Consider the following 21476-nt stretch of genomic DNA (forward strand, 5'->3'; position numbering starts at 1 on the left):
TATGGAAAATACGCTCTGTTTGCAATATACCGCCCTCGCCACGCTGCTGCTGCCGTTTATCGGCGCGCTGCTGACGGCCTGCGTGCCGCAACGGATGGCCAAGTGGATCTGTACCCTGTTTGCGCTGCTGGCCACGCTGGGTACGGTGATCATCGGTTGGTTATTCCTGGCCCATGGCAAGGCGGATACCACCATCACGCTGCTGCAATACGGCAACGTGGCGCTGTTCGGTTTTATCATCGACCGCATCAGCACGCTGATTGTCTTCGCGGTGGTGTTTCTTGGCCTGCTGGTCAGCCTGTATTCCACCGGTTACCTCATCACGGCCAACCGCGAACATCCCCATGAGGGCAGCAACCGCTATTACGCTTTCCTGCTGATCTTTATCGGGGCGATGGCCGGGCTGGTGATGTCCTCCACCATTCTGGGACAATTGCTGTTCTTCGAGATCACCGGCGGCTGTTCCTGGGGGTTGATTAGCTACTACCAGACGCCGAAGGCACAGCGCTCGGCCATGAAAGCCCTGCTGATCACCCATATTGCCTCGATCGGCTTATACCTGGCGGCAGCGACGTTGTTCCTCAATACCGGCACCTTCGCCCTGAGCGCGATTGCGCAGCTCAACGGTACGGCCAGTCTGGTCGTGTTTGGCGGCATCCTGTTTGCAGCCTGGGGGAAATCGGCCCAGCTTCCGTTGCAGGCCTGGCTACCCGATGCCATGGAAGCCCCTACTCCGGTGAGCGCCTATCTGCACGCGGCTTCGATGGTGAAGGTGGGCGTCTACATCTATGCCCGCGCCATCCTGTCTGCGGATACGGTGCCGCATATTATCGGCTGGGTCGGCATCGTCATGGCGACTATCACCCTGATTTACGGTTTCCTGATGTACCTACCGCAAAAGGATATGAAGCGTCTGCTGGCGTGGTCCACCATCACCCAGCTCTCCTATATCTTCCTGGCGTTATCCATCTCCATCTTCGGTTCCAAAACCGCCTTTATCGGTGGCGTGGCCTACATCTTTAACCACGCGTTTGCCAAGAGCCTGTTCTTCCTGGTGGCCGGGGCGCTGAGCTACAGCTGCGGCACCCGGATGTTGCCGCGCTTGCAGGGCGTGATGAACAAGATGCCGCTGCTGGGCGTGGGGTTCTGTGTAGCCGCGTTGGCGATCACCGGGGTGCCGCCGTTTAACGGCTTCTTCAGCAAGTTCCCGATTTTTGCCGCCGGTTTTGCACTGTCGCACGAGTTCTGGCTGATGACGCCGCTGATGGTGCTGGTGCTGATCGAATCGGTCGCCAGCTTTGCCTGGTTTATCTATTGGTTTGGGCGCGTTATTCCCGGCAAACCCAGTGATGAGGTGGCACAGGCCGCTCCGCTGCCGCTGGTGATGAGCGTGGTGTTAGTGATTCTGATCGCGATGTCGGTAGGTTCCAGCGTGATTGCCGTCGCCTGGCTTGGATAAGGGAGTTGATTATGACTGGTTCACTTATCGTCAATAACCTCGCGGGGCTGATGATGGTCACCTCGCTGCTGGTAATTGGCGCCAAACGGCCCGTGGCCTCGTGCTGGCTCTATGCCTTGCAGTCGCTGCTATTGGTGCTGATTTTCTTTACGCTGGGGCAAACCCTGGGCGCCCACCAGCTCACACTGTGGGCGATCAGCGCCTTTATCACCAAGGTGGTGCTGGTGCCGGTGATCATGGCCTATGCCTTTCGCAAAATGGACGATCCCTCGGCGAACGGCAGCCTGATCGGCCCGGTGATGCTGATGCTGGCCGCGGCGGTGATTGTACTGCTGTGCTGGTTTGTGGTGGAGCCGGTGCAGGTGCCGCTGCTGGCCTCGCTGAAACCGGCGCTGGCGGTATCGCTGGGGCATTTTATGCTCGGTCTGCTGTGTATCGTCACCCAGCGCAACATCCTCAAGCAGGTGTTTGGCTACTGCCTGATGGAAAACGGTTCGCACCTGACGCTGGCGCTGCTGGCGAATCGCGCGCCGGAGCTGGTGGAGATTGGTATCGCCACCGATGCCATTTTTGCGGTGATCGTGATGGCCGTGCTGGCGCGCAAAATCTATCGCACGCTCAACACGCTGAATGTTGAACAACTGACGGCGTTGAAGGGGTGAGATGATGAGTAATACCACCATGCTGTTTCTATTACTGCTGACGCCGCTGGCCTTCTCGCTGCTGACCTTTGCCTGTCGATTGCTGGGAAATGCTGCGCGGGTCTGCGTCACGCTGTTGCACTTTGTCGCTATCATGCTGCTGCTGGCGATTTCCCTATGGGTGGTGATGCAGGTGTACCAGCAAGGCGATATTCTGGCTGCCGGACGCTGGCTGCATCTGGATAGCCTGAGCGCCCTATTCCTGGCGATCCTCGGTATTATCGGCTGCCTTACCGGGCTTTACTCCATTGGCTATATGCGCCATGAGGTTGATGAAGGCGAGATTTCGGTAGCGACGCTGTGTCACTACTACGGCTTCTTCCACCTGTTCCTGTTCACCATGCTGTTGGTGATCACCAGCAATAACCTGATCCTGATGTGGGCGGCCATCGAAGCCACCACGCTCAGTTCGGCGTTTCTGGTGGGGTTGTACGGGCAGAGCTCCTCGCTGGAGGCGGCCTGGAAGTACATCATTATCTGCACCGTCGGGGTGGCCTTCGGGCTGTTCGGCACCATTCTGGTGTACGCCAACGCGGCCAGCTTTATGCCCGATCCCAACGACGCCATCTTCTGGACGGAAGTGCTCAAGCACGCTACGCAGTTGGATCCGATGCTGATGCATCTGGCGTTCGTGTTTATCCTGATTGGTTTTGGCACCAAAACCGGGCTGTTCCCGATGCACGCCTGGCTGCCGGACGCCCACAGTGAGGCGCCAAGCCCCACCAGCGCCCTGCTCTCTGCCGTACTGCTCAACTGCGCGCTGCTGATCATCATCCGTTACTACATCATTATCAGCACCACCCTGGGCCATGACTTTACCGGCACTCTGTTGATGGTGTTTGGCTTCCTTTCTGTCGCAGTGGCGGCCTTCTTTATTCTGGTGCAGCGCGATATCAAGCGGCTGCTGGCCTACTCCAGCGTGGAGAACATGGGGCTGATCGCCGTGGCGATCGGCATCGGTGGCCCGCTGGGTATTCTGGCGGCTCTGCTGCATACCCTGAACCACAGCCTGGCAAAAACCCTGCTGTTCTGTGGGTCTGGCAACGTGCTGCTGAAGTATGGCACCCGCGATATTACCGTGGCGAAAGGGATGCTGAAATGCATGCCGTTCAGCGCCGTGTTGCTGGCAGGGGGAGCCCTGGCGCTGGGCGGTATGCCGCCGTTCAACATTTTCCTCAGTGAATTTATGACGGTCACCGCCGGGCTGGCGGCTGGCCATATTACGTTGACCATCGTCTTGTTGCTGCTGCTGACGGTGGTATTAGCCGGGTTAGTCCGCATGGTGGCCAGCGTGCTGTTCGGCGCAAAACCAGAAGAGGTCAACAAAGGCGAACTGGGAATACTGACAACCTTACCGATGCTGATCCTGCTGGTATTGATGCTGGTGATGGGCACCCATATCCCTCAACCGGTCAGCCGACTGCTGGAAAACGCGGTCCACATCGTGATGAACAACAAGCCTGGCACTCATGCCCAGCCATTGAGCTGGCCATGGGCCGTTCAGAATCATTCCTCTGCGGCCGAACCTCAGGCAGGAGAAGTAAAGTGAGCTACGAAACCCACGTATTGACCCTCAACAACGACGAAAAACTCGGCAAAGGCTACCTGGCCAAAGTGCGCGAGAAGTTCCCCTCCGCATTGCTGGATGCCGAGTGGCAAACCGCCAACCAGGTCACCATCACGGTCAAGCTGAATTCGTTACCCGAGATCGTGGAATACCTCTATTACCAGTTAGGCGGATGGCTGCCGGTGCTGTTTGGCAATGACGAACGTACTTTGACCGGGGATTTCGCCGTCTACTACGTGCTGTCGATGGAGGAAGGGGAAAAGTGTTTTATCACCGTCAAGGCTCAGGTTAGCGCCATTACGCTGGAGTTCCCGTCGGTTACTCCACGCGTTCCCGCCGCCGTGTGGGGCGAGCGTGAAATCCGTGATATGTACGGTTTAATCCCGGTGGGGCTCCCGGACGAACGCCGCCTGGTATTGCCGGACGACTGGCCAGACGATCTTTACCCGCTGCGTAAAGACACCATGGATTACCGCCAGCGCCCCGAGCCAACCACTAACGTGGAAACCTACCCGTTTGAAAATGCGGCCACCGGTGAATCGCGCGTGGTGCCGATCGGGCCGATGCACATTACCTCCGATGAGCCAGGGCATTTTCGCCTGTTTGTTGACGGCGAGCGCATTGTCGATGCCGACTACCGGCTGTTCTACGTGCATCGTGGCATGGAGAAGCTGGCCGAAACCCGTATGGGCTATCAGGAGGTCACCTTCCTGTCCGACCGGGTCTGCGGGATCTGCGGCTTTACCCACAGCGTGGCGTACACCACCTCGGTGGAAAATGCGTTGGGGATCTATGTGCCGCCCCGCGCCCATGCCATCCGCAGCATTCTGCTGGAGGTCGAACGGCTGCACAGCCACCTGCTGAACATTGGGCTATCGAGCCACTTTGTCGGCTTTGATACCGGCTTTATGCAGTTCTTCCGCGTGCGTGAAAAGTCGATGACCATGGCGGAGCTGTTAACCGGATCGCGTAAAACCTATGGGCTCAACCTGATCGGTGGCGTGCGCCGCGACATCCTGAAAGAACAGAGGGTGAAAACCATCAAGCTGATCCATGAGATGCGCGCCGACGTGACGCAACTGGTAGAGATGCTGCTCGGCACGCCAAATATAGAGCAGCGCACCAAAGGCATTGGCCTGTTGGATCGGCAGATTGCCCGCGACTACAGCCCGGTGGGGCCGATGATCCGCGCCAGCGGCTTCAAGCGCGATATGCGCTTTGACCACCCTTATGCCAACTACGGTTCATTGCCGAAAACGCTGTTCACCTTCGACGGCTGCGACGTGTATTCGCGCGTGATGGTGCGCGTGCAGGAAGTGCTGGATTCACTGGCGATGATCGAATACGGCCTGGATAACCTGCCGGGCGGCCCGCTGCTCACCGAAGGTTTCCGCTATCAGCCGCACAAGTTTGCCTTGGGCTATGCCGAAGCCCCGCGCGGTGAAGATATCCACTGGAGCATGCTGGGGGATAACCAGAAGCTGTTCCGCTGGCGCTGCCGGGCGGCCACCTACGCCAACTGGCCGGTGCTGCGTTATATGCTGCGCGGCAATACGGTTTCCGATGCCCCGCTGATTATCGGCAGCCTCGATCCCTGCTACTCCTGTACCGACCGCGTCACGCTGATCGATATCAACAAGCGTAAGGCAAAGACCGTGCCGTACAAGGAGATTGAACGCTACGGGATCGAACGCACCAATTCACCGTGCAAGTGAGGGAGGGATCATGCTGAAACTGTTTAAAACCATCCTGAAGGCCGGTGAAGTCACGGTGAAATACCCGTTTAAGCCGCTGGAGGTATGCCCGGGTTTTCGTGGCAAGCCAGAGTACGATCCTGAGCAGTGTATCGCCTGCGGCGCCTGCACCGTGGCCTGCCCGGCGAATGCGTTAACCATGGAAACCCATGAAGCCAGCGGCGAGCGCGTCTGGCAGTTGTTCATTGGCCGTTGCATCTTCTGCGCACGCTGTGAAGAGGTTTGCCCGACGCGGGCAATCAGGCTGTCGGAAGAGTTTGAAATGGCGGTGATGCACAAGCCCGATCTGTATATCCGCGCCACCTTTACCCTGCTCAACTGCCGCAGTTGCCAACAGCCCTTTACGCCAACCAAATCGGTGAATTACGCCCTGGCTTTGCTGGCCCACGCAGGCATGGGGGCAGACAGCATTGAGGCCTTACGGCCCCAGTTCGAAACCTGCCCCGCCTGCAAGCGTAAACAGTCTTTGAGTCAGCATCGGCCGATGAAACTAAGCCAGCCAGCGGGAGCGAAATAATATGACGATGCCCGATATCAAGGTTAATCATCACCGCAGCACGCCGATCACCGTTGATGAACAGACCGCCAAACTCAAGAGCAAGCTGCTGAAGGATATCAAACGCTCGGCCTATGTGTATCGCGTGGACTGCGGCGGCTGTAACGGCTGTGAGATCGAGATCTTCTCCGCCATCACGCCGGTATTTGATGCCGAGCGCTTTGGTATCAAGGTAGTCCCCTCACCGCGCCATGCCGATATTCTGCTGTTTACCGGCGCGGTCACCCGAGCCATGCGCGTGCCCGCGCTCAGAGCTTACGAATCAGCCCCCGATCCAAAAATCTGTATCTCTTACGGGGCCTGCGGCTGCGGCGGCGGGATTTTCCACGATCTGTACTGCGTCTGGGGCGGCAGCGAGTCGATCGTGCCGATTGACGTGTGGATCCCCGGCTGCCCACCGACACCTGCCGCTACGATCTACGGCTTTGCCGTGGCCCTGGGCCTACTGGAGCAAAAGCTGAAGGGCGAAAACCACCTTGAGCAGGTAGACGAAAAGGCTGCATTGCTGCTGCCAGGCATCCCACTGCATACCCGCGTCCTGATTGAACGCGAGGCACGCCGTCTGGCGGGCTACTACCAAGGCCGCATCATCAGTGACCGGTTCCTCTCCCTGTTGGCCGGTGCCAGCATGGATGCGGCCACGTTGCGCCTGGAGGAATGGTTGCAACAGGAAAGCGATCCTCGCCTGCGCGAGATTGTCACTTGCCTGGTTGACTGCCTACAACGGGAGTTGCCCCATGCAAAATGAAGGTAAAGCGGTGTTCTGGTCATTACGCCAGAAGTTCCTTGATAGCGATGACGACATGCCTGCCCAGGCGCAGCAGGTGATGTATTACTCGCTGGCGATTGGCCACCACGTAGGGGTGATTGACTGCCTGAATACCGAGCTGAGCTGCCCATTGCCGCAATATCAAACCTGGGTTGAGCAGTTCCCGGAGGGTGAGGCCCAACGCAAGATGCGTGGCCTGCTGACCTTCGGCGAAATCACCATCGACTCCACCCACACCAGTCTGCTGGCCAATGCCCTGGCCCCGTTGATTGATAGCCAACCGGCGCCCTTTAGCGAATGGAGTAGCAAGCTGCTCGGCTTGCTCGCCGAGATTGAGCGAGAGCCTGCTATCTATCTGATTGTGAAGAAGGTGACGAACCCATGAATGTGGTACTTACCGTAGGCAACAGCATGATGGGGGACGACGGTGCCGGCCCCTTGCTGGCCGAGATGATGGCCGAAACGCCGATCGAGGGCTGGATCGCCGTTAACGGCGGCTCCACACCGGAAAACGTGACCCATCAGATCCGCGATCTTAAGCCTAACCGGCTGGTGATTGTCGATGCTACCGATATGGAATTGGCGCCCGGCGAGATCCGCATCGTCAATCCTGACGATATTGCCGAGATGTTCTTTATGAGCACCCACAATATGCCGCTCAATTTCCTGATCGATCAGCTACGTGAGGATATTGAGGAAGTGATATTTCTCGGCGTTCAGCCGGACGTGGTGATGTTTTATTTCCCGATGACGGAGAAAGTGACGCAGGCGGTACAGGTGATTTATCAACGGTTATCAATATGGGATACGGGGGAAAGCTTTGAGTGGCTCTGAATAGCAGCGCCTAATACCGCAGCACGAAAGCTTGGGGGGGAATGATGACAATAAATGCCAGTCATTAATCCACATCAAGTCAGCGTGGCACAATTTATGCTTCAAATAAGTGAGACACATTTTTCGTCACCGGGGAGATTTGCTGGTCCAGTGGCGTGTTAAGCAATGTCGAACAGGTTTAACAAGGAGTGCAGGAGATGAAAACAGTCATCACGGTCTGCCCTTATTGCGCTTCAGGTTGCAAAATCAACCTGATAGTCGACAACGGCAGGATCGTTAAGGCCGAAGGCGCTAACGGCGTGACCAATCAGGGCGAGCTATGCCTGAAAGGGTATTACGGCTGGGATTTCGTTCACGATACCAAGATCCTGACGCCACGGCTGAAAACGCCGATGATCCGCCGGGAACGGGGTGGCAAACTGGAATCGGTGTCTTGGGAAGAGGCCATTGAGTTCGCCAGTTCGCGCCTGCTGGCCGTTAAAGAGAAATACGGCCCGAATGCGATTATGACGACCGGTTCCTCACGCGGGCCCGGTAACGAAGCCAACTATGTGATGCAGAAATTTGCTCGCGCCACCGTCGGTACCAACAATATCGACTGTTGCGCACGCGTCTGACACGGCCCCTCGGTTGCAGGTCTGCAGCGATCGGTCGGTAACGGCGCCATGAGTAACTCCATCTGCGAGATTGAGGATACCCAGTGTATTTTTGTCTTCGGCTATAACGCTGCGGACTCGCATCCTATTGTCGCCCGCCGCATTCTCAAGGCGAAGGAGAAAGGAGCCAAGGTCATTGTTTGCGATCCACGCTATATCGAAACGGCGCGTATTGCGGATATCCATTTGCCGTTGAAAAACGGTTCCAACATCGCCCTGATCAACGCACTCGCTCATGTGATGATTGAGGAGAATCTGTACGATCAGACGTTTGTTGAACAGCATACCGAGCAGTTCGATGAGTATCGCGCCATCGTGGCGGGCTACCCACCGGAGTCGGTTGAAAAAACCACGGGTCTCAATGCCCAGCAGATCCGTGAAACGGCACGCATGTATGCCAGTGCGCCAACGGCCACCATCCTGTGGGGCATGGGCGTCACCCAGTTCTATCAGGGCGTGGAAACCGTGCGTGCGCTGACCAGCCTGGCGATGCTGACCGGTAACCTGGGCAAGCCGAACGTCGGGGTCAACCCGGTGCGCGGACAGAACAACGTTCAGGGTGCCTGTGATATGGGCGCGTTGCCTAACACCCTGCCCGGCTATTTCCAGGTAACGGATGCCGAGGCGCGGGAAAGGTTTGCCAGCGCTTGGGGGATCGACGCAATGCCCGCCGAAATCGGCTATGCGTTGAGCGAAGTGCCGCACAATATCGACCATGGCAAACTCAAAGCGCACTACATCATGGGGGAAGATCCGCTGCAAACGGAGCCGGATTTAGCCACCATCCGCAGAACCTTTGAGAAGCTGGATCTGCTGATCGTGCAGGATATCTTCATGACCAAAACCGCCGCGATTGCCGACGTTATTTTCCCGGCAACCTCCTGGGGCGAGCATGAAGGGGTGTATACCGCGGCAGACCGCGGCTTCCAACGCTTCTATAAAGCAGTGGAGCCGGTGGGCGATGTGAAGACGGACTGGCAAATCATCAGCCTGATGTCGACGGCCATGGGTTATCCGATGCACTACAACAATACGCAGGAAATCTGGGATGAACTGCGCGAGCTGTGCCCGATCTATTACGGCGCTACCTACGAGAAAATGGCGGACCTGGCCTACATTCAGTGGCCTTGCCCAACGTTGGATCACCCGGGTACGCCTTATCTGTACGAAGGCGGGGAATTCTCTCGGCCCGGTGGCAAAGCGGAGTTCTTTACCTGTGAGTGGGCTCCGCCGATCGATCAGCTCAGCGATGAGTTCCCGTTCGTGCTGTCGACGGTACGCGAAGTGGGCCATTACTCCTGCCGTTCGATGACCGGCAATTGTAAGGCACTGGTCGCGTTGGCCGATGAACCGGGCTATGTGCAAGTCAACTCGGAAGACGCCGCACGGTTGGGGATTGAGGATCAGGCATTGGTGTGGGTACGTTCGCGTCAGGGCAAGGTCATTACCCGTGCCAACGTCAGCGAACGCCCTAACCGGGGTGCGATCTACATGACCTACCAATGGTGGATCGGTGCCTGTAACGAGCTGGTGGCGGAAAACCTCAGCCCGATAACCAAAACGCCGGAATACAAATACTGCGCCGTGCAGATTGAGCCGATTAAGGATCAAGGGCAGGCAGAACACTATGTTCAGCAGGAGTACAGCAAGATTAAACAGCGCCTACGCGAGGCCGCTGCGGGCTAATCTGTAAAAGCCGAACCTCAGGGACGAGGTTCGGCTTTCCACGCATCTCTCACCACCCGCTATTCATCCCCACACGTCTGCCAGTGGCTGCCATACTAAAACTCCCAATACCCGATTTATCCCGTGGCTAGCAACCCCGCACAATACCCCCTTACTTTGTCAAGGATTGATCGTTTTCAACGATCGGTCTGATCGTATTGATCTGTACAACCAATTATCTTTGTCTTTCCGCCACCTATAAGATCGCCTTGGGTGTCGTGAGGCTTGCTGCATCTTGAACCCCATGCATAACACGTCGGCCACAAGCGTCGAAATCACGGGCTTTCAATAAACAGGAAAAGTGAAGATGACAGATGAAAAGGTCCGCACGGCAGATTATCGATCTCTGGGATACATCAGCAAAATATGACGTTCGTGACGAGTGCTGGCAAAGCCGGGTTACCCGATCGCCGCTTGCCCAACCGATTACTGCACCGCGAACGGGTACAGCGCATCCTGGTTATCAAGCTGCGTCACTTTGGTGACGTCCTGCTAACTACTCCGTTGCTCAGTACGCTGTGCGCCAATTACCCCAGCGCCCTGATTGACGTGCTGGTGTATGACGGCACCGAGGCGATGCTGGCAGGTAATCGAGATGTCTATCTGACCTATACCGTCGATCGAAGCCTAAAACGGCAGGGCTGCAAGGCACAGTATCGCGGTGAGCAAGCCCTGTGGAACAGCCTCAACACTGGCCACTACGACCTGGTGATTAATCTGTCCGACCAGTGGCGGGCTGCGTTGTATTGCCGCTTTCTCAAACCGACGTTCAGCCTGGGGTTTGCTTACCCCAAGCGTAATAACCGGCTGTGGCGAGCTTGCCATTCGTTGTTGGTGCCGGTGGACGGGCATGACCAACGGCACACCGTGCTCAATAACCTCGCTATTCTGGCCCCGCTGGCATTACCGACCTTGGTGACCAAGGTCACCCAGGCTTACCGGCAGCGCGATGTCGATGAGATCGACCGCCTCAGCCAACATCATCACCTGACGGATTTCGTGCTGATCCAGCCTACCGCGCGCTGGGCGTTCAAAACCTGGTCGGTGGCGGGATTCACACGGATTATCGACTATCTCACCGCCAGCGGAGAAACCGTAGTGCTGACCTGCGGGCGTTCTGCCGATGAGATCGCCATGATAGCCGCCATTCTGGCCCACTGTTCCATGCCACAACGGGTGGTCAATCTGGCCGGTCGCCTGGACCTGCCGGAGCTTGCCGTCTTGATCGATCGGGCGAAGCTGTTTATCGGTGTGGATTCGGTAGCAATGCATATGGCCGCCGCCTTGCAGACGCCTTCCGTCGTGCTGTTCGGCCCCAGCAATCTGCAACAGTGGTCCCCCTGGCAGGCTCAGCACATCCTGTTATGGGCAGGCAACTACCGCTCATTACCGCAACCCGACGAGGTGGACACCGCTACCCCGGAACGTTATCTGGACGCTATTCCCGCCAATGAGGTTATCCGGGCCATAAACCGCCAGCTTACCTGCCTGGAAATACCAACTTCCCGCACGGTGAATGACACCGTGTTTAATTAACCCTGATTTGAGCCACTCCATGCCATCCACCGAACCGTGTTCTGTATCGTTACTCTCCCCTGCCCGCCTTCGGCTGTTTGGCTTCACGGCGTTTTTGCTCGGTGCGTCCCTACCGACGTCCAATGCGCTGATGAATGCTTCGCTGGTGTTGGCGGCGATATGTCTACTGTGGCAGCGTGACTTTAGCCATTTGATACCTTTGCTCAAACAACCGCTGGTGTGGCTGCCCGCATTGATGTTTTCACTACTGGCCGCCTCGCTATTGACCCAGCACCACGAATACGGCCCGAAGATGGTCGGCAAGTATCAAAAGCTGTTGTATGTATTGCCCTTGGCGTTGTTCTTTCTCAGCGACTCCAGGCTTATCACCCGGTTTATCAGCGGTTTTCTGCTCGCCAATGCCGTGATACTGGCGATCAGCCTGGCTTCGGGGGTCGGGCATGTGACGCTGGGTGGCCTCGATCCGCAGAATCCAACGGTGTTTAAACTGCAGATAACCCAGAACGTGTTTATGGCGTTTGCTGCGTTGATATGGCTAACCCGTGCTTTTGGGCAATCAGGCGTGCTGCGCTGGTGTTATGGGGCATGGGTTCTACTGGCAACGGCGAACGTGCTGCTGATGGTACAGGGGCGTACCGGCTATGTGGCGCTATTGGTCGGCGTGGGGCTTTGGTTGCTGCTGACGCTGCCCCGCTGGCAGCGGTTGGGGGTACTAGCCTGTGGCTTGCTGCTGGCCATTATGCTGATCTTTATCCCCAATAGAGCGACGGAGCGCCTGACGCTCGGCCTTGCGGAGGTGCGCAATTGCGTGCTGGCCCCGGCAGACCAGGCCTATCAAGCTTGCGACAACTCGATGGGGCAACGCACCGCCTTTGCCCGCGAATCACTACGCCTGATAAAACAGGCCCCGCTGCTGGGGAACGGGGCCGGGAGCTTCTGGTATGGCAACGCGCAGACCGGTTACGGCGTGCATAACCCGCACAATGAGTACCTGCTGGAAACGGTACAAAATGGCTTGCTGGGGTTGGCGCTGTTTTTGGGCTGGATGTGGTGCTGCTTCCGAGCGGCCTGGCAGCAACCAACAGCCTGCCGCAACCTGTTGGTTGCCGTGCTCGGCAGTTATCTGGCCTGCCACCTGTTCAACTCGTTCCTGCTGGATTCCGCCGAAGGTCATCTGTTTATGGTGTTGGCCGCCGTACTTGCTGGCTCCAGAGTTGTTCGGCAGCCTAAATAACCTCAACCGTCTCATTGTGTTCTGGGGGCGCCGTTGCAGCCCCCCGTTTTCAATCTGGCCTGCGGTTAATTCAGTTTGGCTTTGGAGAAATCACTGCCCATCAAGCTGACGCTATAACCACTGACGTTGCTGCGCGTGGCATAGAAGGTTTTACCATTCGCCAGCGCAATCCACGGAGCCTGCTGGTAAAAGATTTCCTGCGCCTGACCATAGAGTTTCGCACGCTCGGCAGGGACGCTAGTCAACCTGGCCTGCTGTACCAGTCCATCATAGGTTTTGTCGCACCAGCGCGCGGCATTCGAGCCGGTTTTGATACTGTTGCAGCCCAGCAATACCTCGGCAAAGTTATCCGGATCGCCATTATCGGACATCCAGCCAAACAGCGCGGTGTCATGCTCGCCCTTACGCATCCCGGCAAGATATTCCCCCCACTCGTAAGAGACGATCTTCGCCTTCACGCCGACCTTTTCCCAATCGCTTTGCAGCATCTCTGCAATACGCTTGGAGTTCGGGTTATACGGGCGCTGAACCGGCATCGACCACAACGTGATCTCAAAGCCTTTTTCCAACCCGGCCTGTTTCAGCAACGCCTTGGCTTTTTGTGGATCGTAGCCGTAATCCTGCAGGTCTTTATCAAAACCCAGCATATTTGGCGGCAGCGGCGATTTCGCCACCGTGGCCGAACCTAAAAACACCGCGTTAACTATCGCCTTTTTATCAGTGGCATAGTTTAGGGCTTGGCGCACCAGCACGTTATCCAACGGCTTTTTCTCGGTGTTAAACGCCAGGTAACCGACGTTCAGCGCATCTACCTTATGCAGGGTCAGATCTTGGTTTTTATTGATTTCATCAAACTGTACCGGAGCCGGTGCGGGGATAATCTGGCACTCATTGGTCTGGAGTTTCGCCAGGCGCGTCTGTACGTTCGGCGTTATGGAGAAGATCAGATGCTTGGTCGGCACCTCACCATCCCAGTAATTGGGGTTGGCAGCATAGCGGATCAGTGAATCGACTTTATACTGCTGCAAGACGTAAGGGCCGGTGCCGATTGGCCAGGTATCCACATATTCTGGCGTGCCTTTTTTCAGCATCGCATCGGCGTATTCGGCGGAAAGGATCGACGCAAAATCCATCCCCCAGTCGGCCAGAAACGCGGCGTTCGGCTCGCTCAGAACGAACTGAACGTGGTAATCGTCCAGCTTTTTCACTTCCTTAATCAGCGTATCCAGACCTACGTCGTGGAAATATTCGTAATTACCCTGCGATACCTTGTGGTAGGGGTGATTTGGATCTTTCTGGCGTAACACCGAAAACACTACGTCGTCAGCATTAAAATCGCGGGTCGGCTTGAAGTTTTTGTTGCTGTTGAATTTCACCCCTTGGCGCAGGGTAAAGGTGTAGGTTTTACCATCCGGAGAAATCTTCCATTCGGTTGCCAATGACGGCGTTGGCGTGTTGTTAACCGGATCGAAATTGATTAAGCGGTTATACAGCACCTGCGAGCTGGCAACAAACGTTGGGCCAGAACTGGCAATCTGCGGGTTGAACGACTCCGGTGACGCCTCGGAGCAATAAATCAGCGTATCGTTAGCTGCCGCGATGGCAGCGCTTGCCGGTAAGAGTGTGCTCAGCGCCAGCGCGAGCAGCGTTTTCCCTGTAGACATGGTCATCGCCTTGTTTGACTTTTTTATCAGGCGACAATCTCAGCACGGACAGGGAACCCAGGCAAATAACCAATTGCTCTCAGGTTATGCCAAAACCGTTGTTTTTGCTGTTTTATTCAGCTGCGTGGGCGCAGCAAGCCGCGCCCCAACAAAGTGAGCAACCTCAGCTCAGCAGTAGCCCATCATCATCCAGCTTTTCACCACGTGTTTTCTCAAACATCGCCAGCAGATCGGTGACCTGCATGTTGGCCCGCTGCTCACCGACAACATCCAGCACCACCCGCCCCTGGTGCAACATCACGGTTCGATGGCCATGATCCAGCGCCTGGCGCATGGAGTGCGTCACCATGAGTACGGTCAATTGCTGCTCGGCGACAATACGGTCGGTTAGTGCCAGCACAAAGGCCGCCGTTTTAGGATCGAGCGCGGCGGTATGTTCATCCAGCAAGAGCAGACGAGAAGGCTGTAGCGACGCCATCAGCAGGCTGACCGCCTGACGCTGCCCGCCAGACAGCAGGCCCATGTGATCCCCTAAACGATTTTCCAGCCCCAGTTCCAACGTGGCCAGCTTGTCACGGAACAGCTGCCGCTGTTTGCTCTTGACGGCACGCTGAAATCCTCGGGTTTGGCCGCGCTGCAGAGCCAGTGCCAGATTCTCCTCAATGCTCAGCCCTTCACAGGTTCCCGCCAGCGGATCCTGGAACACACGGGCGACCATACCGGCACGGCGCCAGGCGGGCATCAAGGTAACGTCCTGTTCGCCAATAAACACTTGGCCGCGATCGGGGGTAATATCACCGCTGACCGCATTGAGCAAGGTAGACTTCCCTGCCCCATTACTGCCAATGACCGTCACAAACTGCCCTGCCTCGATGTTCAACGACAGGCCACGTAATACCGGGTTCTCCAGCGGGGTTCCAGGGTTAAAGGTTTTAAACAACTGCTCGGCACGCATCATGATGGCTGCCTCCCCCGCTTGCTTTTCAATTTTTGTTTCAGCTTAGGCAGGACCAGCGCCAACGTAACCAGTAGCGCGGTGATCAGATTCAGATCCTGCGCCTGCAAGCCGATAAAGTCTGCATTCAAGGCCAGAGCGATCATCAGGCGGTACAGCAATGCCCCTAACAGGGTCGCCATAGTAATCAGGAACAGGCTACGGGCAGGCAACAGCGTCTCACCGATGATCACCGCCGCCAGCCCAACCACGATGGTGCCGATCCCCATGGAGATGTCGGCGCCCCCCTGAGTCTGTACATACAGTGCCCCCGCCAGCGCTATCAGCGCATTGGACACCGCCATGCCGATCACCGTCAACCGACTGGTCGCAATCCCCTGAGCACGTGCCATGCGCGGATTCGCTCCGGTAGCCCGCAGCGCAAGGCCCACCTCGGAGGTCAAGAACGCGTCGAGTGCCAGTTTGACGACCACCACCACCACCAGCAGCAATAGCGGCTGGATGAGCCAGGCGTTGTCCTCAACCTGACTGATGAAAGGAGTGAAAACGCTAGGTAAGCCGATCAGGGCCAGGTTTGGTGCCCCCATAATGCGCAGGTTGATGGAATACAGGGCAATCATCACCAAAATGCTGGCTAGCAGTTGCAAAATACCGAGCCGCACGTGCAGCCAGGCCGTCAAACAGCCAGCACCGGCACCCGCGATAGCCGCCAGTAAACACGCCAGCCAAGGGTTATAACCGCTGACAATCATCACCGCGGCTACTGCCCCCCCTAAAGGGAAGCTGCCATCGGCCGTCAGATCGGGAAAATTGAGCAAGCGAAAGGAGATCAATACGCCCAACGCGACCAGCGCAAAGATCAGGCCGATCTCCAAAGCGCCCATCAGGGAAATTAACGACATGCGTACCTCATAAACATCTTGGCCCGCCACCTGCGGCAGGCCATTTACACCCGATGTAAACCATCATTCAACGCAGATCGTTATTTGATGACTTCTTGTGCTGATTGCACCAGTTCCGCTGGCAGAGTGACACCCTGCTTCTGAGCAGCAGCAGGGTTGACGCTCAGGCTGAGCTTGTTACCTACCTCAGGTGCGATAGTGCCGGGCTTTTCGCCCTCTAACAGGCGGACAACAATTTTACCGGTCTGACGGCCCAGATCGTAATAGCTCATCCCCAACGCCGCAGCCGCACCACGTTTGGCAACGCTATTGTCACCGGCGATCAACGGGATTTTTGCCTGATTGGCAATGCCAACCAGCGACTCGTAGGTGGAGATAACGTTGTTATCGGTATTGGTGTAGATCACATCGACTTTGCCTACCAGGCTTTTCGCCGCTGGGGCTACGTCGATGGTACGTGCGGCAGGAACCTCAACCAACGTCATCCCACGCTTGGTTAATTCCTCTTTCAGCTCTTTGACTACCACCGTCGAGTTGACTTCCCCTGGGCTGAAGACCATGCCGACTCGTTTGGCATCGGGCTTAACCTTCAAGATCAGATCGACCTGGGGGCCGATGGCTACGCTGTCTGAAACGCCGGTAACGTTGGTGCCGCTCGGCTGCCAGCTACTCACCAGCTTGGCCGCTACCGGATCGGTTACCGTCGTGAACACCACCGGAATGGTCTTGGTAGCCGCCACCACGGACTGGGCCGCCGGTGTTGAAATCGCCACTATCGCATCGGGCTTGTCACCGATAAATTTACGTGCAATCTGCCCAGCGGTGGCCGTATTTCCCTGCGCGCTTTGGAACTGGATCTTGACCTTATCCTTGTCATACCCCGCAGCCTTTAGCTCATCAATCACCCCATCACGGGTGGCATCCAATGCCGGATGGTCAACGATAGAGAGGATCGCCACGGATTTCGGCGCAGCCGCGTAACTGCTGACTGCAAATAAGGCAGCGGCGAGAGCTACAAAAATATTTTTATTATTCAAAGGCATAGTCATATCCTTTTCAAGTTGGCGTTGGTGCCAGAGGTGGTGATTAATCATCCTAGCACAGTGTTTTACCGCCATCTATCGGATAACGTTTTGTTATCATGTGGTTAACATACAGAATTAAAAGAAAACACCCTCTACGCTTACACGGGGCAGTGATTCGGGTCACAAACCGCCACTTTTAGCCTCTCTATGTTCGGTTCACGGCCTTGGTGACATCCCTCACGAGTGGGCTATTGGGCTTGATAATACGCAGGCCGTTTACAGCGTCCATAACCCGCACAGCTTGTGGGTTATGGAACTGAACAAAATGGCCTGATGGGGTAATTTGTGGATTGGATGATGCGGTGGGCTGTTGCGCTATGCTCAGGCTATTTCTTTTTCGCTGACAATGGCTTTTGATACCAGGCCATAGTCGATCGCTTCTGCCACCGGCATCCAAAAATCGCGGTCAATGTCGTTCAAGACCTTTTCCAGCTTTTGCCCGGTTTCCTTGGCGATCAAGGTAGCGATTCTTTCCCGGATGCGGATAATTTCTCTGGCCTGAAGCGCCACATCGGTAGCCTGACCACCGATACCACCGCTAGGTTGGTGGATCAGAAAACGGGTATTGGTCAGGCAGAAGCGACGCTCCTTGGGCACCGATAAGAACACATTAACCGCGGCGCTCCCTACCCAACCGCTGCCGATCATATTTACCGGAGCGCTAATAAAGCGTATGACATCGTGGATCACATCACCCGACTCTACATGACCACCAGGTGAACAAATCAGGAAATTAATCGGCGCGGAGGATTCGTCGGACAGCGCCACCAGTTGCTTGACGACATTGTAGGCCACCGTGTCGTTGATCTGCCCAAACAGCAGGATAGTTCGCGACTTGAAGGTTCTCTCATCCAAAAAGGCATCGCGCTGAGGAGTACTTATTTCCGTTTTCTCTTCCATCTTGTACCTCGACTGTTTTATCTAACATCCTGGCCGAACATGGCAAAGATAACCATAGCAGCAATCGTTGCCACTAGCCTTGCAACAATCACCAGCCAGCCGGCAAATAACCAAACAGTGACGCAATCGCATAGACCGCACTTCCCAGATACAGCAGTACAATACTCACCTGCAACAGCGGATGCGTGATCCAGTTACACTGCCAGAGCGGTACCTGGTCGCCATGCTTGCGGGCACCGCGCAAAATCAGTATCGGCATGATCGACAAGATCACTCCACTGAATACACCGGCGAAATACAACGCATTGACGAATGAAACCAGACCACTGTAGGCCAGCGCGAACGGTGGCAAAACGACCACCATCAACACACCGAAGCGGCGCAACGGTCGTTCATCGTCCCCTAACCTGAACTTATCGAAAATATTGCTCACGAAGCTGCCACCCAGCCCCCAGTAGGATGTCAGCATGGCACATAGCGCAAAGATATTAGCAGAGAAGAAGGCCCATTGGCCAAGCGCCTGCCCCCACGAGATCGTCGCCACGTCAGAAATATTACCCAACCCACTGAGCGCGATCACCGACATCGGCACCACCGCCAACAGCACAAAAGTCGTTACCATCCCGACAATAATGGCCTTGGGAAGCTGTGCTGGCTTATCCGCAAAACCGCGCGCCATCTCAGGCACAATATATTGGGCAGAGAAGCAGAACACCACCACACTGAACACGGGCACCATAAAGAGCCAATCACCGTCAAGCAGGTTGCGCATCTGGGTAGTCTCTTTCAATAGCGTCGCGATAACCAGAGCACTCAGCATGACAACCATGCCGATACTGATAAACTTTTCGCCACGGCCTATCGCCTTCAAGCCAAGATACAGCACCAACGCCGCCGGGATAAAAAACAGCAGGCTGCCGAGCGCAGGTGAAATACCAAGCAGAGACTGTAATAATTTGCCGCTACCTGACATGTAAGCAGTAAGCGCACCGACACTATTGACACATACTGAAGCGAACATGACCCATGAACCAAAACCACCGACATACCGCCGTGCCAAGCCGCTTAGCTGCAGATGTTCTCGGGTACGAAGGGTGGATTCAGCGACATACAGCATAGTGATGGTGGTTACACAGCCAACCAGTACCAACCAGAATAGCAAAGGTAAATAACCCGCCTTACTGGAAGCGTACGCGATAGAAAGCACGCCTGCACCGATATTAGTGCCGACTATCATTGCTACCCCTTCAAGAAAAGTCAGTGATTTGACGGGTGCAAAAGTCCGTTCCCCTGCGGCTAATGCCGGGGAAATGCCGATGTTTTCGCAAGACATATATCATCCTTTGATACCCGGTAGCGTTAATGACCAGGAAAAGTTAGCGTCTAGAGGGTTAGTTGTTACTTTTTGTTCACAAATATGAAACAACATCACTTGGTTATACAGTGTACGGCCCTATAAACGAGTGCCAATCACGATTACTTGAGGGATCCAATTGTGTTCTTTAAGGAGGGATGATTATTGCAGCGATTCAGCGAACAGCCTGAGGGTAAGCGGCATCTAGGGCTTTATGACGCGATCCGCACCAGCAACCTTTGTGCTTCGGACGATTATTGTCTGGCTGGTGTGTACGAGGATTTTTGCAGGATGTGATCAGAGGACATAAAAAAATGTGGGAAAGTCGCGAATGGTTCGCCTGCCGAGGTTAGAATAACCAGCATCATTCCATAACAATCCCCATTATATCAGCCATATTCCGTCACTATCCGTCAGCCCTCTGATTTTACAGGCTCATCGTTTTCGCCGTCAGTTTTTGCTACTCAATGGATAAAAACGCCATGCGTTTTTAAACAGCAAATCACCATGAATTAGAATGGCTCCTTTGTTCAAAAAATCTCAGGAATATGTTTCAAAGGATAGTCTGGTGAATGATATTTTCCGATTTTGCGTTTAGGCAATTTAATCTTCTTTTTCGGCAACCGCTTGTAGGGAATATGCTGCAAAAAATGGTGGATAACATTTAGTCTAACCCGCTTTTTGTCTTCTGAATTAGCCACAAACCAAGGAGCCCAAAGGCTGTCTGTGGCGGCGAACATGTCGTCCCTGGCTCGGGAATAGTCGTCCCAGAGTTCGAAAGAACGGATATCTATCTCTGAAAGCTTCCATGTCTTGCGGCCATCATCAATACGTGCACGCAATCGACGTTCTTGTTCCTCTGGGCTTACATCCAGCCAGTATTTGATGAGAATGATGCCAGACTCCACCATTAATCGTTCCACCATCGGAACCGTCTCCAAAAATTGATGCGTCTGCTCTTGCGTACAAAAACCCATAACTCGCTCGACGCCAGCTCGGTTATACCAACTACGATCGAAGATAACGACCTCTCCTGCTGCTGGCATGTATGACATGTAGCGTTGCAGGTACATTTGGGTTTTTTCACGTTCGGTTGGGGCAGGAAGGGCAACAACACGGAACACTCGCGGACTGACCCTTTCGGTCAGTGCTTTTATCGTGCCGCCCTTGCCAGCCCCATCGCGCCCCTCAAATACGATGCATACTTTCAGCCCCTTGGCTATCACCCAACTTTGTAAATGAACAAGTTCTTCGTGTAACAACCTGAGCTCTTGCTGATATTTTTTTTCCGGTATTTTTACCGTGCCTTTTCTTTGTGGCACACTGTTGCCTGATATGCGCTTGGGGTTCTTTTCTTTTGAAAGACTGGCTGCGGGTACGATTTTGGTTTTCTTTCCGTTAGTCATGAGGTTACCCCACAATATATTCAATATGTCGCTAGCCTGACGTTGAACCTCCCATCACAGCGCTTGGGGCTGCCTATGCGGGGCGAATAAGGAGTCAGGAGTCGATGAGCAAACACGTGATCTCATCCCATACAATATCCTAGCTGTTATTTCTTCATGCTGCGAATCCTCTTCTCTGGCCGAATCACTACAGCCAACAGCATTTAACAAAGACTAGTGAGATGATTTTAAAATCATTAGTTATTTGAATTAGCGATTAACAACGTTTCTGGTTCCGTTACTTCCCAAACCACTTGTTCAAAACCTGGTGTTATTTGCCTAGTTCGCAGACAGTAAACTGATAGCCGCTCTAGCGTTGGTGGGGATATAGGTTTGTTGGGCGTCACGATGAGCCCCGTCATGGTTTCACGCGTAATGCG

At 55.2% G+C, this 21476-nt stretch carries 18 protein-coding genes; 11 read left to right on the forward strand and 7 right to left on the reverse strand.

The window, feature by feature from the left end:
• Position 1 precedes the first annotated feature (1 nt).
• The 11 genes from N6G83_RS17435 (at position 2) to N6G83_RS17485 (ending at position 12791) form a co-directional block, all read left to right on the forward strand.
• Entirely contained in the window at positions 2-1459 is a 1458-nt protein-coding gene (locus tag N6G83_RS17435) for a hydrogenase 4 subunit D (RefSeq protein WP_282440797.1), read from the forward strand.
• Between the two features lie 11 nt (positions 1460-1470).
• Positions 1471-2121, forward strand: a complete 651-nt coding sequence (gene hyfE / locus N6G83_RS17440) for a hydrogenase 4 membrane subunit (RefSeq protein WP_024529686.1) — start codon at positions 1471-1473, stop codon at positions 2119-2121.
• Positions 2122-2125: 4 nt separating this feature from the next.
• Complete coding sequence (locus N6G83_RS17445) at positions 2126-3709, forward strand: hydrogenase 4 subunit F (RefSeq protein ID WP_211134855.1); 1584 nt, start codon at positions 2126-2128, stop codon at positions 3707-3709.
• Positions 3652-5442: a hydrogenase large subunit gene (locus N6G83_RS17450; RefSeq protein WP_173409487.1), complete on the forward strand. Its 1791-nt coding sequence runs from the start codon at positions 3652-3654 to the stop codon at positions 5440-5442. Before N6G83_RS17445 ends, N6G83_RS17450 begins: the two co-directional genes overlap by 58 nt.
• A gap of 10 nt (positions 5443-5452) precedes the next feature.
• The gene (gene hyfH, locus N6G83_RS17455; RefSeq protein WP_211134829.1) at positions 5453-5998 is read left to right on the forward strand and encodes a hydrogenase 4 subunit H; all 546 of its coding nucleotides are present in this window, start codon (positions 5453-5455) and stop codon (positions 5996-5998) included.
• Between the two features lies 1 nt (position 5999).
• Positions 6000-6785, forward strand: a complete 786-nt coding sequence (locus tag N6G83_RS17460) for an NADH-quinone oxidoreductase subunit B family protein (protein ID WP_211134830.1) — start codon at positions 6000-6002, stop codon at positions 6783-6785.
• Complete coding sequence (locus N6G83_RS17465; RefSeq protein ID WP_024529681.1) at positions 6775-7191, forward strand: formate hydrogenlyase maturation HycH family protein; 417 nt, start codon at positions 6775-6777, stop codon at positions 7189-7191. Before N6G83_RS17460 ends, N6G83_RS17465 begins: the two co-directional genes overlap by 11 nt.
• Positions 7188-7640, forward strand: coding sequence for a hydrogenase maturation peptidase HycI (gene hycI / locus N6G83_RS17470; RefSeq protein WP_211134831.1), 453 nt, complete (start codon positions 7188-7190; stop codon positions 7638-7640). The genes N6G83_RS17465 and hycI overlap by 4 nt, the downstream gene beginning before the upstream one ends.
• A gap of 197 nt (positions 7641-7837) precedes the next feature.
• Positions 7838-9982, forward strand: a complete 2145-nt coding sequence (fdhF, locus tag N6G83_RS17475; RefSeq protein WP_211134832.1) for a formate dehydrogenase subunit alpha — start codon at positions 7838-7840, stop codon at positions 9980-9982.
• Positions 9983-10387: 405 nt separating this feature from the next.
• The gene (gene rfaQ, locus N6G83_RS17480) at positions 10388-11557 is read left to right on the forward strand and encodes a putative lipopolysaccharide heptosyltransferase III (RefSeq protein WP_211134833.1); all 1170 of its coding nucleotides are present in this window, start codon (positions 10388-10390) and stop codon (positions 11555-11557) included.
• A 19-nt stretch (positions 11558-11576) separates the two neighbouring features.
• Positions 11577-12791, forward strand: coding sequence for an O-antigen ligase (locus N6G83_RS17485; RefSeq protein WP_211134834.1), 1215 nt, complete (start codon positions 11577-11579; stop codon positions 12789-12791).
• Between the two features lie 65 nt (positions 12792-12856).
• On the opposite strand, the gene N6G83_RS17490 is transcribed toward N6G83_RS17485, so the two are convergent.
• The 7 genes from N6G83_RS17490 to ppk2 all read right to left on the reverse strand — a co-directional run bounded on the left by N6G83_RS17490 (position 12857) and on the right by ppk2 (position 21057).
• Positions 12857-14455, reverse strand: coding sequence for an ABC transporter substrate-binding protein (locus tag N6G83_RS17490; RefSeq protein WP_024529676.1), 1599 nt, complete (start codon positions 14453-14455; stop codon positions 12857-12859).
• 163 nt (positions 14456-14618) lie between these two features.
• Entirely contained in the window at positions 14619-15413 is a 795-nt protein-coding gene (locus N6G83_RS17495; protein WP_024485284.1) for an ABC transporter ATP-binding protein, read from the reverse strand.
• Positions 15410-16312, reverse strand: a complete 903-nt coding sequence (locus N6G83_RS17500; protein WP_021178435.1) for an ABC transporter permease — start codon at positions 16310-16312, stop codon at positions 15410-15412. The genes N6G83_RS17495 and N6G83_RS17500 overlap by 4 nt, the downstream gene beginning before the upstream one ends.
• Before the next feature lie 80 nt (positions 16313-16392).
• Complete coding sequence (locus N6G83_RS17505; RefSeq protein ID WP_024529675.1) at positions 16393-17355, reverse strand: ABC transporter substrate-binding protein; 963 nt, start codon at positions 17353-17355, stop codon at positions 16393-16395.
• 363 nt (positions 17356-17718) lie between these two features.
• A complete protein-coding gene (locus tag N6G83_RS17510; protein ID WP_024529674.1) occupies positions 17719-18297 on the reverse strand; it encodes an ATP-dependent Clp protease proteolytic subunit in 579 nt (192 codons plus the stop codon).
• An 88-nt stretch (positions 18298-18385) separates the two neighbouring features.
• Positions 18386-19630, reverse strand: coding sequence for an amino acid permease (locus N6G83_RS17515; protein ID WP_024529673.1), 1245 nt, complete (start codon positions 19628-19630; stop codon positions 18386-18388).
• 551 nt (positions 19631-20181) lie between these two features.
• Positions 20182-21057 (reverse strand): polyphosphate kinase 2, encoded by an 876-nt coding sequence (gene ppk2, locus N6G83_RS17520; protein WP_211134835.1) that lies wholly within the window; start codon positions 21055-21057, stop codon positions 20182-20184.
• Between the last annotated feature and the right edge of the window lie 419 nt (positions 21058-21476).

This window comes from Serratia sp. PL7, assembly GCF_945957435.1.